Here is a 13211-nt window from a genome sequence, read left to right as displayed (position 1 = left end):
ATCAGTTTATCGATCAAGATGAGAAGATGTGAATAACATTGGAGAACTCTTCGTCTTTATCTCCGAATTCATCGACTTCAGCAAAGCCGTTGCCAACAGTTTGCCATGACGGGCATAACCCTGATGGGTATAATGAATTCCATCGGCACTGATTTCACCCGACTTCTTCATAGCAGGCAGAACCTCTATTCCCCCCAAAACTCCATACAAATTGAAGGCAGCGCAGTGTTCTTTTCCGGCTATACGCATAATCAATTCAGCCATTTTTCGGGTATTCTCATTCGGATACAGATGATACTGTTTAACCCGTTTTCTATTTCTCCTGACGGTATAAGCCTTACGGATGTAAGCCGGGGGAGGTGTTGTCAGTAATAATTTTGCATCCGGACAGCTTTCTCTCAACAGGTGTATTAAAGATCGCACCCGCCATTCCACCTCCGCAGTCTCCCATTTATACGTGTAAGCATCATTGCTGCCCAGAGAAACGATAATGAGCCGTGGGCGCAGAGCCTGCAACGCATCGGTATACTGAGAAACGGCATAATGATCGAGCCGCGCACCGTTTAATCCTATCGCATGAAACAAAAGCTTCTGCTCCGTATTCATCAGCTGCCAGCCGAAATATTTTGCATTCCGCCCGTTCCCCTGCAAGGTTATGGAAGATGAGGGTTTTCGCAGTTCCAAAGTATCGACAACAATATCATTAACCCGGCATGATCCTCTGAGTATAGCTTTATCATAGTCCTGCATAGGCGCCGTGTCAGCCGTTCTGTAAACCAGCACCCGGTTAAACAGGCTTCCGTCCTGTGTTTCTATGCTGAGGAGGTGATGGGCATTACCCGGCTTAAAGACCAAACCTCCGGGACCGGGAGTGCTGCAACCCGCAACCTGGGTAAGCCGCTCCGTAGCCCACCGTCGGGGTGTTGCCAGAAATTTCAGCTCTCCCACTTGATTGGAGCCGTAAAGCCTGTGCCCCCCGACCCAGCCGTAGCCGGATAAATCGCACTTCTGTTCCAATGTTCTTCTAAGGGGCTGTGAAAAAAAACCGGCCTGCACATGGCTGTCCCCCAAATGGACAATACTGACCGGCTCACTACCCTCCTTTATCTGTTTCCAAACGGCATCGAGCGTATGACCGGGGTCTGTTATACGCTGTGCAAACGATGGTGCTGCCAACAATACTCCGCACACAACAATACACAGCCGCAGAAAATGATATTTGAATTGTTTAGAAACCGTCATAATAATTCTTTTCTCTCTCCAGAGATTCCACAAATCTACGGGCGATGACCCGCCCTCCTGCAAATCCCAAATGAGTATAATCCTTAGCCGCAAGCCCCTGTTGAGCAAAACGTATCATGCTGCCGGGGCCTCCCATGGCGCGCAGAGTGTCCCAGTAAACAACACCTTTTTCCTGAGCCAGTTCGCGCTGGGCTCGGGCCAGATAGAGCACGCCGGGCATGGTGCGCAGAGATCCGTCCGAAGAGCGTTCGGCACGATCGGAAACACCCATCAGCACAATGGTTGCAGCAGGATATACCCTACGCATATAATCAATCATTTTGCCCATGCGCTTAATATACGTACCATAGTCTTTCTGTTTACTCGATGCCACGTTAAGCCCGTATTGCAATACAATCATATCCATAGGTCTTACCCGGGCATACACAGAGGCTGTCTGTTCATTCATACCCAAGAGCTGAAAACCGGCATTTCCGCGCAAAGAGTAATTGTCCACCACCACACCCCGGTCACCGTCCAGAGCCACACCATAAAGCATCAATCCCTTCGGCTTAGAAAACGACAACCTCAAATGCCGGGAGTGCATCGACAAAGTTATGGAGCTCAAAAAGCTGCCTGTGGCAGGTAAACGTACAGCCATGGAGTCTTTGTTTATATGAACCTCCGAATCCGTTTCGGCCTTATAGTAAATGGAGACTTTCCGATAAGGCTCCACCCTGTCCGGCAAACGATACTCCACCATAGCCCCATCATTGGGTCGATAACAGTGCCCGGAGAGCATATAGGCCTGCTTCGAATCATGCAGAATAGAATGATCTTTCCAGCCCTTAAAGCGGTGTTGAACGGTATTTCTAAAGCCGGCAACTTCGGAAGTTATCGGCAACCATCCCACACCACTGCCGCCCAATCGGGCATGCAACAGTTCTCTTACGCTGCCTGTGAACACATCTCCCTCTATAAAAGAATCGCCACAAAAAGCAATATGCAAAGCACCTTCTTTTTCCGTTCTTTTCATCATGCTGAAAAAACCGGAAAGCCCTCGCCCGTCGGTACTGTAATCGAAGAAAAACTTCAACGAATCGGAATCCGGTTCTATGGAGCCATCCCCCTCTTGTATATCCGGTATTGTTTCCCCTTGCGGCAAATCCTTCTTTTCGGGATAAACCGGTTCTTCTTCGGATTTCACAACCCGTACATCCTCAGGTTCTTCTGCCTTTGCTTTCTCTATACCTGTACCGGATTTTGCCACACTCATATACTGCTCATAAACCAATGAGTCGGCTGTCGTATCCTCCTTGCGCAGCGAAGAAAGCATATCGATCTTTTTAACTTCGAGCGTACCTATTTGCTCCGGCAAATAATATAATAGAACTAACCCGACGCTTACAAACAATAAAAGTAACCAGAAGCGAAGCAGGTTATTGCCTTCTCTCTTTTTCAAAATTCAATAGACGTTTTTATAAATTTCGCTCACAAAGGTAATTAAGATTGAACAATCAAACGATTGATTGTCAAAGATTTGTTATCAAAGATTCTATTAAGCAAGATTTTCCTTTCGCGAATCACGCAGTAAACTTCGTTATCAAGAGCAAAAACATCACGACGAAAGCAGCCAATGCAAAAACCAACAGCAGGATGTAAACAAAAAATTGCAACGTACGCCAAAATGTATTCCACCAATCTCTTCTGAAAATCTGTTTATAATTCAGGCAAAAGATGAGAAAAATCAACCACTCCGGTATCTCGTACCAGTCATTTATGGCAACTTTTCTTTTGAACAGCAGTATCACAATACTTAAGAGCAACAACTGGCAGGTGACGTGTACTGAAAAAATCTCTGCCTGATGGTTGAAAATTCTTCAGGCAAAGAAGAAAAATCCAAGTTAACTTCGTTGAAAATCCGTAGCGCTAAAAATTTTCAGCCATCAGGCAGAGAATTTTCCATTCTGCTCAGGCTCTTTTTCAACAGCCTTCTCCAAACGGATAAACGTCTGTTTGTCAGCAAATTAAGGATTATCAGTTTCAAACGGCATCAAAACTCGAAAGAAATAATATCTCTCATCCGGTCTTGCAACAAAAAGAATAACCGCTACCGGCAATATCTTTGCATAAACACACATAAACATCCGGCTACGGTCTATAAAGAACTTCGGTTTTTACGTACCTTTGTACAATGAATAACGAACAAACAATTCCTATCCAAACAAAACACGGTATATGCAGGAGAAAATTCTAATCTTGGATTTCGGTTCGCAAACCACACAACTGATCGGTCGCCGGTTAAGAGAGCTGAATACCTATTGCGAAATTGTACCTTACAACAAAGCACCTGAAGATTTGCAAGCGGCAGGCATACGCGGGGTGATCCTGTCGGGCAGCCCTTACTCCGTATACGATAGCAAGGCTTTCCACACGGAGCTTTCACGCTTTCGCGGCAAACTGCCTTTACTGGGTATTTGCTATGGCTCGCAAAGTCTTGTCCATCAGGCCGGTGGAAATGTAGAGCCGAGCAACAGTCGGGAGTACGGACGTGCGCATCTGCACCTCAACGAACCGGGCAATCCCCTGCTGAAAAACATATCCGAAGGCAGTACTGTTTGGATGTCGCACGGTGATACCATCACGAAAATTCCGGCAGGTTTCAGATTGATTGCCGCTACCGAAGATGTTCCGGCAGCAGCATTCCAAATCGAAGGAGAAGAAACATGGGGCGTACAGTTCCACCCCGAGGTTTACCACAGCGAAGAAGGGCTGAGATTACTGGAAAATTTTGTAGACCGTACAGGTATCAAAGGACAGTGGAGCCCTGCCTCTTTTATCGAACAAACGGTAAAAGAGTTAAAAAAACAATTGGGTGACGACAAAGTCATTCTGGCGCTTTCCGGCGGAGTGGATTCGTCGGTAACAGCTGTTTTACTCAACAAAGCCATCGGCAAAAACCTCACCTGTATCTTCGTAGACCACGGCCTGCTACGTCAAGGAGAATTCGAACGCGTGCTCGAAGACTATGAGCATTTGGGCTTGAATGTAACAGGCGTAAATGCCCGGGATAAGTTTATGAAGGCACTGGCCGGAGTAACGGATCCGGAACAAAAACGCAAAATCATCGGCAAAGGTTTCATCGACGTATTCGATGAAGAAGCACATAAGCTCAAAGACATCAAATGGTTGGGACAGGGAACGATTTACCCCGACATTATCGAAAGCATCAATATAACCGGCATGGTAATCAAAAGCCACCACAATGTGGGGGGGCTGCCCGAACGTATGAACCTGAAACTGGTAGAGCCGTTGCGCACTTTATTCAAGGATGAAGTTCGGCGTGTAGGGTTAGAACTGGGCATGCGGCCGGGGCTGATTCATCGCCACCCATTCCCCGGTCCCGGTTTGGGGATACGCATTCTGGGGGAAATCACTCCGGAAAAAGTACGTATCCTGCAGGAAGCGGATCATATTTATATGAGCCTGATGCAGGAATGGGGCTTGTACGACAAAGTATGGCAAGCAGGTGCCATACTGCTACCGATTCGTTCGGTGGGTGTAATGGGCGATGAACGCACCTACGAATTCACCATTGCCCTGCGTGCCGTAACCAGCACGGATGCCATGTCTGCCGACTGGGCACATTTGCCTTACGATTTTCTGGCAAAAGTAAGCAATGAGATTATCAACAAGGTTCGCGGTGTAAATCGAGTTGTTTACGACATTTCCTCCAAACCGCCCAGCACCATCGAGTGGGAATAACAGAAACAAAAAAATCAAGGATGTAAGGAAAATCGACCGAAAAAACCTTACATCCTTTTTTAATAATAGGGGATCATGATTAACGGTAAAATCTATGAGTTCGATGCCGTGATATGCAAGGTGCCGGATATGGGCGGCGCTTATATCGAAAAACCGGCAGAAAAAGTGCATGTAATGCTGAAAGAACGGGAAAACTCCATAAACAGAAAAAGAGAATGAAAAGAAAAAGAGTCTCGCATATATTAAAAAAATTTCTTATTAAGTTGATTTTTATAGTACCTTTGTCTCTCACTAAGAGACTTAAGCATACGGCTTCTATTCTGCCTGCACGGAACAAAAGCCTGCGCATGGACTTTTTTCAGAAATAATCAATCTAAAGGACTATACAGCAGTGTCAACACAACTGAATTCGGCCGAAAATCGGAAAGTGACCACAAAGCGGCTGAAAGAGATGAAAGAGCAGAAAGAAAAAATAGCCATGATCACCGCTTATGACTACACCATGGCAACATTGGTGGATGCGGCCGGCGTGGATGTTATTCTGATAGGAGATTCGGCCTCGAACGTGATGCAGGGCAATAAAACCACATTGCCTGTCACAACGGAGGAAATGATCGTTTACGCAAAATCTGTGGTACGCGGAACGAAACGGGCTTTTGTGGTGGTGGATATGCCTTTCGGCAGCTATCAAAGCAATCCCTATCATGCAGTGGACAATGCAATAAAAATAATGAAAGAGACCGGAGCCGATGCCGTAAAACTGGAAGGAGCACAAGCCATCGGCGAAGCGCTCAGACTCATTATAACAGCAGGCATACCGGTCGTCGGACATTTGGGACTGACCCCGCAAAGTATCAATCAGTTCGGCTCTTATGGTGTCAGAGCCAAAGAAGAAGCCGAAGCGGCTCAATTGATTAAAGATGCACACTTTCTGGAAGAAACCGGCTGCTGTGCACTGGTGCTTGAAAAGATTCCGGCCGTTCTGGCTACCCGTATAGCTTCGGAGCTGAATATCCCCACCATCGGCATCGGAGCCGGGGCAGGTACAGACGGTCAGGTGCTGGTATTGCAGGATATGCTGGGGATGAATACACTCTTCAAACCGAAGTTTTTACGGCAATATGCCAATCTGGCCGAAGAGATCGGCAATGCCGTATCGCACTATGTGAGTGATGTTAAGAACGTGTCTTTCCCCTCTGCCGAGGAGTCTTATTGAAAACATACGAATATCATTCTTAGAAACTCTTCGCCTTTTTTAATAGAAGAAACTTACAATAAAAAGGGGCCGGGAAGGCTGCCCGAAAAATTTCTTTACTATTGAACAAAGATAACCGGGAACTATGATCTCCATTCCTAACAATGCCACGGAGTTTGTACTGTGGGCAGATTATTTGGGTACTTTCGCCTTTGCCATCAGCGGCATACGTCTGGCTGCAGCCAAACGTTTCGATTGGTTCGGCGCCTATGTGGTAGGGTTTGTAACGGCTGTGGGAGGGGGGTCTCTACGGGATATGATGCTCAACCTTACACCGTTTTGGATGCTTCAACCCTCATATCTGATCATTACGGGGCTGGCACTGATTTTCACTATTGCTTTCAGCCGTGCACTTGTTCGTCTGGACAACACTTTATTCCTGTTCGACGCCATCGGCCTGGGACTGTTTACCGTAGTGGGAGTAGCAAAAGCTTTCGACAATGGTTTCGGGTGGTGGGTAGCCATTATCATGGGCACCATTACCGGTTCTTTCGGCGGTATGCTCCGGGATACGCTAATCAACGAAGTGCCGCTCATTTTCCGCAAAGATATTTATGCCATTGCCTGTGTGCTGGGGGGAGCCATCTATGTAGCGATGCTTCATTTGGGGCTGGCATCGCCGCACATCATTCAGTTGATTTCAGCGGCTTCCGTGGTCATCATTCGAATCGTATCGGCTCTTTATCATATCAGCATCCCCACATTCAAAGGAGATGTGATGCACAAACATTCTAAAGCTCCGAAATAATGTTGCGCCCGAAAGGATGCAACGCCACACGGGCAAGCTTAAGATGCTGATTGCCGAACGGGATACCGACAACAGTCGCAAAAAACAACAGGGCAAAAGCCAGATGAGTAAGCATAATCCATACTCCGCCTAAAAAGAACCACAATACATTCAACAGCGTATTGACGCATCCCTGCATACCCTCCGTACGGGGACCGATCTTCGTACCGAAAGGCCACAGAGCCACAAGGCCGAGCTTAAAAGATTGCAGACCGAACGGGATGCCTACAATGGTCAGCATCATCACAAATCCGGCAACGAAGTATTCGAATGCGATGAGGAGACCGCCAAAAACGACCCAGATAATATTGCCTAAAAAATTCATAATAAATAATTTTTATCGGATTCATAAAAATAACCATTTGATTGAATTATTTTGACAGAAATCCGGAGGAGATAAACACAATTATTTTATATTTGTAATATTGTTAACGGTTATGCCATACAGTCATAGTTAATGGAAACATCGCAAAAGAAAAAACCATGCTAAACAATGCCAATACTGAGTCTTCGATATTAATCATATACACCGGCGGTACCATAGGTATGGTTGAAAATCCGAAAACAGGCGTTTTGGAGCCTTTCGACTTCGGATACCTGAACCATAATATTCCGGAACTACAGCATATTGGCTGTAACATAACTATCGAGCAGTTCACTCCTCCCATAGACTCATCGGCCATCAAGCCCGACTTATGGGCAAAAGTGGCTCTGATCATACAGGACAACTACGATAGATACGACGGATTCGTGGTACTGCATGGTACAGACACGATGGCATATACGGCTTCGGCTCTGAGTTTCATGCTCAAATACCTGACCAAACCGGTTATCCTTACAGGCTCGCAGCTACCGATCAGCAAACTCCGAACCGACGGAAAAGAGAACCTCATTACGGCCATTGAAATTGCTGCGGCAACAATCAACGGACATCCACGCGTACCGGAAGTGTGCATCTTCTTCGAAAATCATCTGATGCGAGGCAACAGAACGAGTAAAATCAGTGCAGACCAGTTCAACGCCTTTGAAAGTTACAACTACCCCAAGCTGGCTTATGCAGGCATAGACATAAAATACAACGACTCCGTAATACGCTATCCGGCAAACTGGAATAAATCGCTGGAAGTAAAACCGAATATGGATGCAAACGTAGCCATCCTGAAAATATTCCCCGGCATCACACGCGAAGTGGTCGAAGCGATCTTATCCATTCCCACCCTCAAAGGCGTGGTATTGGAAACATTCGGGAGCGGTAATGCCTTCATGGACGAATGGTTCTTAAATGCACTGAGCAATGCCGTGAAAAGGGGCGTGGTAATCATAAACGTTACCCAATGTGTAACGGGCTATGTGGATATGATGCGCTATGAAACGGGGCACCAACTGATGAATACAGGCTTGTTGAGCGGATACGATACGACAACCGAATGCGCCTTGGTTAAACTGATGTATCTGTTGGGGCAGGGATATTCGAACGAAAAAGTGAAACAGCTCATGGAACAGTCTTTACGGGGAGAGATAAGCAGATAAACAACTTCTCCGACACTGACGAACCTCCCTCGCAAAATGAAAATAAAAAAGGAAAAGCCGGTTTATACGAAAAGTATAAGTCGGCTTGCTTATTTTTGCATAATAATTGAGATTGACAGGACGGCAACTTTTCAACCGAAAGAACCGGCCTTTTAAGATATAGGAGATTTCTACTTTGATCAGATTTATGAGTCTTTCCAGTGGTAGCAGCGGCAACTGTTATTATTTGGGAAATGATGAACAGGGGATACTGATAGATGCCGGCATACCGATACGCACCATAACCAAAACATTGAAAAAGGAGGGTATTGCTCCGGACGGCTCTCATATCAAAGGGGTTATTGTGACACACGACCATGCCGACCATATACGTACGGTGGGCGTCTTGGGCTGCGTGCACCACATGCAGATTTACGGAACGAAAAAAGTACTCGACGGAATAGAACGCAGCCGATTTGTAAACGACTCTCTTTTCGGGCATCGCAATGAAATCGTTTGCGGTAAAACGTTCAACTTGGGCGGTTTTGAAATAACACCTTTCCCCGTTCCGCATGATGCCAGTGAAAACGTAGGCTACCATATCACCGCCCCGGGCTTTCGTTTTACTCTGATCACAGACGCAGGACACGTAACCCCTGAAATCAAACACTATGCCTCGCTGGCAGAGCATCTGGTCATCGAGGCCAATCACGATGTGGAGATGCTTCGCGACGGCATATATCCGCAGTTTCTTAAAGACAGAGTAGCAGGACCGAACGGACACCTCAGTAACCAGACTACGGCAGAGCTTCTGGCGGGAATCTACCACCCGGGAATGAAAAATATCTGGCTGTGCCACCTGAGCAAGGACAACAACCATCCGGAGCTGTGCTGGAAAACCATCGAATACCGCCTCTTTTGCGAAGGCATACGCGTGGGAAAAGATATCAGTCTTACCGCTTTGCGACGCACAAGCAGCAGCCCTCTCTATTTACTGGAGCCATAAATTAGCTTTCGATAAAAAATAAAGGCTGAAAATCTAATATGACAAGATTTTCAGCCTTTGTTCCGAAATAACGGTACCTCATGCCCGGGAATCATAAATACCTTTGAGTATTTCCGGTGAATGCAATGAGCCGAAAGGAGGCAGGTGCAAACGGTAGTAAAGAATAAGAATATCCAATATACGCGCCCGTTGTATCCGGTTCAGTCTGAACAGTCTCATATTGTCAAACCGTATACGTGAAAAGAGCTTTACATACTCGGCTTCCTCCGGAGGCAATGCTTCGTTATGAAAAGGACAGCCGGGCAGGAAAACACCTTCCCGTAAATCGAACCAGTAATCAACGCTTTCTTTTTGTAAAAAATTCACTTCGGGCTCTACCCCCAACAGGGGCAGCAAATGGAACATAAAACAAAGATGAAAGTTAGCCACGGCACGGCTGTCGGTTTCACGTTCCAAAACATCGAAGGAGCTGCACAGATATTCATAAACAGCAATGTCTGCCTCTCCTATGGTAAGAATACGGTATAAAAGTTCGCTAAGAAAAATACCGATGGATGTCTTTATGCCGGATACTCCGATCCGAATATGTCCATTGAGTACTCTCAACTCTTTTATATAATGCAGCTCACGGCGGGGTTTCAGTTCGGATGTCAGCTCTACTTCTGACAACGGCTGCATCTGCACCCATTGCGACGGAGCACGTCTGCGCCCGCCTGCAGATACCGGCTTGGGCACCAGAAAATTCATTCTGCCGCTCTCTCTGGTATAACAGTGCACAATGCCATAACGGTCATTATATTGAGTCTGATGCAGTACGACAGCCCGGGTGGTCAGGAACATTTACAACAGTTCTTTTAACTCCTTCAAATGAGAAATGATGTGGGCCGGACGTGCCTGCTCCCCTTGCGGCATCTCTGCCCCCTTGGGATTATACCAGATAGAAGGTATGCCTGCACGATGAGCCCCCTCGATATCGGCCTCCCAGCTATCGCCGATCATCAGCGTTTCTTCGGGCAAAGCACCGGTATGCTCAAAAGCAAAATCAAAAATACCTTTATGAGGTTTATTGACACCGGCATCTTCGGAAAGAACGATATTGGAAATAAAAGGAGATAACCCGGATCTATCCATTTTTCTTTGTTGAACCTCACGAAAGCCGTTACTGAGGATACACAAAGAATAACGTTTATACAGATACTTAAGAACATCCACAGCTCCGGGACAAAGCCCTTTCTTGGATGAGCAGGTATTCAAAAACAGTTCGTTGATCGATAGGATTTCATCATCGGCCAACTTTCGAACTTTCCGAAACGGGTATCGAAACCGTTCCAGAGTCAATTCCTGCTTATCGAGCGTTCCCCTACGATATTCGCTCCATAAGAATTCATTATGGGGCATAAAAACATCAAAAAAGGCATCGAATGAAATAAAATACTGCCCCCAATCGAGGGCAGTATAAATTTCTTTTAAGCTTTCGCGGTTATTCTCAAAAGTAGCCCAGAGCGTATCGTCCAGGTCTATGAAAAGAGTTTTAATCACACTGCGAATGATTTATTATCAGTCAACTTGGATAATCAATATCCTGGAATTACTCCAGAAAGCTTCGGGATCTTTGATATTGAGCGTAACCATCTTGTCGTCACCGCGCACAAACTCATAGGCATCGGCAGGGTGCAATGTCAGAAGTTTGGCACGCTTGGCCATGGTCGGTATGGCATTCAACTCTCTCTTGTCCGTAGTTGTAAAATAGTTCATATTGGCATCCGAGGTAACGACTTTACCGTTTTTCAGCAAATTCATATCCTTCAGATCCTTTGCCGTACCGATACAGAAGCGCACCGTATTGAGTTCTCTGTCCTGTGCGGCAATTGCCTCCGCCTGTTTGGCCGTTGCTTCCTTAAGGGCATTTTTATCTGTATACAAATTGTTGATTACAGCATCCAAAGAGCCGATAGCCACATTCTTACGCTCCAGCTCTTCCGTAAGTTCCACTACAAGCTTCTTCTGTTCGTTGAGTTGTTTACTCAGAGCCACGATCGTCTGACGCAAACGATTGTTTTCCTTTCCTGTGCTCGCCGCTTTTTCTTCCAGTTTTTTCAGAGCATCGCTGCTCGCCTGTAATTTATCGGCAAGCAATTGCATATTGTCTCGAATACGATCCTTGTCGGTTTTCTTGAAATCACCGCTCATGGGGTTTACGTTGATCATACCTTTCACGGCAGAGATTTCCTGGAAATTCGTCAGTACGGTTGCTACCAAAGAGTCTGTTTCTCTCAGGTCTTCCTCATACTGCTCATTCACCAGTGCTATAGAGTCATATTGAACCTTAAGATCCTTATAAGACTTAGAATTCTTGCCACACGATGCCAAAGCCAATACCGAGGCAACGATTAATACTAATTTCTTTTTCATACTCTTCAATGTCTAAGTTTATTTATCAAATATAAGACTTCTTCCGATAATTAACACAAATTCACCTTTAGGAACTGTTTCTTCAAAATGTTTTAAAACTTCTTTCAACGTTCCTCTGACGGCCTCTTCATGCAGTTTACTTATTTCACGACAAGCTGCAATGGGGCAATCATCCCCGAAATGTTCGATAAGTTGAGTGAGCGTTTTAAAAATTCTAAAAGGAGACTCATACAAAATAACCGTACATTGCATACGTGCCAACTCCTCAAGACGTGTACGGCGACCTTTTTTTACGGGCAAAAAACCCTCGAAAAAGAAGCGGTCAGCCGGCAAACCGGACATTACAAGGGCGGGCACAAAAGCAGTGGCACCGGGCAGGCATTCTACTTCTACTCCCTGCTCCAAACAGGCACGAACCAGCATAAAACCGGGATCACTGATTCCCGGGGTACCGGCATCGCTGACCAAAGCAACCCACTCTCCGGCAGCTATCCGCCGTACAATGGCATCTGCCGTACGATGCTCGTTAAACTTATGGTGGCTCAGCATCGGTTTCTTTATCTCGTAATGGTTAAGCAATACGCTGCTGGTGCGCGTATCTTCGGCCAAAATCAAATCGCACTCGCGTAACACTCTGAGAGCACGAAGCGTAATATCCTCCAAATTACCCACCGGTGTGGGTACTACGGTCAATTTAGACATTTATTTGCTTTTCCTTCAACCTTATACCACAAGATCATTTTCTGCCGTAGTGCGTATAGTAGAACTTTTCCACTATACCCATAAACTCCGACATCGTGTCTTCATCTTCATCCCAAACAAAACGTTCGTCCACATACTCCAACACCTGAGGATATTCCGGCGTACCGTTTATAAAAGAGCTCAAATCATCAAGCAAAGCATTATCGTTATGAAACAAGACTTTCAAAAAACGGTAATAGTCCATTATCGAAACCAGCTGCTTCAAATTAAAGACGGGACTTTCTTCCTTCTTTTCGACGGGTGATTGCACACTCTCCATATGAGTGGAAACAGGAGGCTGTTCTCGAATGTCAACAGAAGGCATCGACTTTGTTTTTTCGGCCATACATTTGAGCATATTGCCCTGAAGACGTTGCAATTCGGCCAATGCGACGAGCATTCTTTTATGACTGTCGCCGTCGGCTCCGTCGTACAAAGAGAATAAACCCTCCAAATCCTTTATTTGGTTCTCTATCCGGCTTATGAGTTCTTTATCAATACTCATTCAAATATTG

14 protein-coding genes are annotated in these 13211 nt (G+C 45.9%); 6 read left to right on the top strand and 8 right to left on the bottom strand.

Annotated elements, in window-relative coordinates; translation table 11 throughout:
* Positions 1-6: 6 nt before the first annotated feature.
* Both A3GI_RS0108710 and A3GI_RS0108705 read right to left on the bottom strand, forming a co-directional pair.
* A complete protein-coding gene (locus A3GI_RS0108710) occupies positions 7-1242 on the bottom strand; it encodes a GDSL-type esterase/lipase family protein (RefSeq protein WP_018361073.1) in 1236 nt (411 codons plus the stop codon).
* Complete coding sequence (locus tag A3GI_RS0108705) at positions 1229-2683, bottom strand: GDSL-type esterase/lipase family protein (protein WP_018361072.1); 1455 nt, start codon at positions 2681-2683, stop codon at positions 1229-1231. The genes A3GI_RS0108710 and A3GI_RS0108705 overlap by 14 nt, the downstream gene beginning before the upstream one ends.
* A 776-nt stretch (positions 2684-3459) precedes the next feature.
* Here A3GI_RS0108705 and guaA point away from each other — a divergent pair.
* The 4 genes from guaA (at position 3460) to A3GI_RS0108675 (ending at position 6989) form a co-directional block, all read left to right on the top strand.
* The gene (guaA, locus tag A3GI_RS0108690) at positions 3460-4986 is read left to right on the top strand and encodes a glutamine-hydrolyzing GMP synthase (protein ID WP_018361069.1); all 1527 of its coding nucleotides are present in this window, start codon (positions 3460-3462) and stop codon (positions 4984-4986) included.
* A gap of 75 nt (positions 4987-5061) precedes the next feature.
* Positions 5062-5205 (top strand): hypothetical protein, encoded by a 144-nt coding sequence (locus A3GI_RS11670; protein WP_018361068.1) that lies wholly within the window; start codon positions 5062-5064, stop codon positions 5203-5205.
* A 172-nt stretch (positions 5206-5377) separates the two neighbouring features.
* Positions 5378-6202 carry a 3-methyl-2-oxobutanoate hydroxymethyltransferase gene (gene panB / locus A3GI_RS0108680; RefSeq protein ID WP_018361066.1) on the top strand — a complete coding sequence of 275 codons (825 nt, stop codon included), beginning with the start codon at positions 5378-5380 and terminating at the stop codon, positions 6200-6202.
* 124 nt (positions 6203-6326) lie between these two features.
* The gene (locus tag A3GI_RS0108675; protein ID WP_018361065.1) at positions 6327-6989 is read left to right on the top strand and encodes a trimeric intracellular cation channel family protein; all 663 of its coding nucleotides are present in this window, start codon (positions 6327-6329) and stop codon (positions 6987-6989) included.
* On the opposite strand, the gene A3GI_RS0108670 is transcribed toward A3GI_RS0108675, so the two are convergent.
* Positions 6973-7353, bottom strand: a complete 381-nt coding sequence (locus A3GI_RS0108670) for a YccF domain-containing protein (protein WP_018361064.1) — start codon at positions 7351-7353, stop codon at positions 6973-6975. The genes A3GI_RS0108675 and A3GI_RS0108670 overlap by 17 nt on opposite strands.
* A gap of 158 nt (positions 7354-7511) precedes the next feature.
* On the opposite strand from A3GI_RS0108670, the gene A3GI_RS0108665 reads away from it, so the two are divergent.
* Both A3GI_RS0108665 and A3GI_RS0108660 read left to right on the top strand, forming a co-directional pair.
* Positions 7512-8558, top strand: coding sequence for an asparaginase (locus tag A3GI_RS0108665; protein ID WP_018361063.1), 1047 nt, complete (start codon positions 7512-7514; stop codon positions 8556-8558).
* A gap of 187 nt (positions 8559-8745) precedes the next feature.
* Positions 8746-9543 carry an MBL fold metallo-hydrolase gene (locus tag A3GI_RS0108660; protein ID WP_081612823.1) on the top strand — a complete coding sequence of 266 codons (798 nt, stop codon included), beginning with the start codon at positions 8746-8748 and terminating at the stop codon, positions 9541-9543.
* 78 nt (positions 9544-9621) lie between these two features.
* Here the strand turns inward: A3GI_RS0108660 and recO are convergent, their stop codons facing one another.
* Genes recO through A3GI_RS0108635 form a run of 5 tightly spaced genes read right to left on the bottom strand, consistent with a single transcriptional unit; the run spans position 9622 to position 13201 of the window.
* A complete protein-coding gene (gene recO / locus A3GI_RS0108655; RefSeq protein ID WP_018361060.1) occupies positions 9622-10383 on the bottom strand; it encodes a DNA repair protein RecO in 762 nt (253 codons plus the stop codon).
* Positions 10384-11082, bottom strand: a complete 699-nt coding sequence (locus A3GI_RS0108650; RefSeq protein WP_018361059.1) for a YjjG family noncanonical pyrimidine nucleotidase — start codon at positions 11080-11082, stop codon at positions 10384-10386.
* 18 nt (positions 11083-11100) lie between these two features.
* Entirely contained in the window at positions 11101-11955 is an 855-nt protein-coding gene (locus A3GI_RS0108645; protein ID WP_018361058.1) for a Cbp1 family collagen-binding glycoprotein adhesin, read from the bottom strand.
* 18 nt (positions 11956-11973) lie between these two features.
* Entirely contained in the window at positions 11974-12657 is a 684-nt protein-coding gene (rsmI, locus tag A3GI_RS0108640; RefSeq protein WP_018361057.1) for a 16S rRNA (cytidine(1402)-2'-O)-methyltransferase, read from the bottom strand.
* 34 nt (positions 12658-12691) lie between these two features.
* Positions 12692-13201: a hypothetical protein gene (locus A3GI_RS0108635; protein ID WP_018361056.1), complete on the bottom strand. Its 510-nt coding sequence runs from the start codon at positions 13199-13201 to the stop codon at positions 12692-12694.
* Positions 13202-13211: the final 10 nt, after the last annotated feature.

Source organism: Porphyromonas macacae DSM 20710 = JCM 13914, assembly GCF_000379945.1.
Taxonomy (GTDB): Bacteria; Bacteroidota; Bacteroidia; order Bacteroidales; family Porphyromonadaceae; genus Porphyromonas; species Porphyromonas macacae.
Note: the sequence above shows the minus strand (reverse complement) of the source record. Positions and strands in the feature narration are given on the sequence as shown.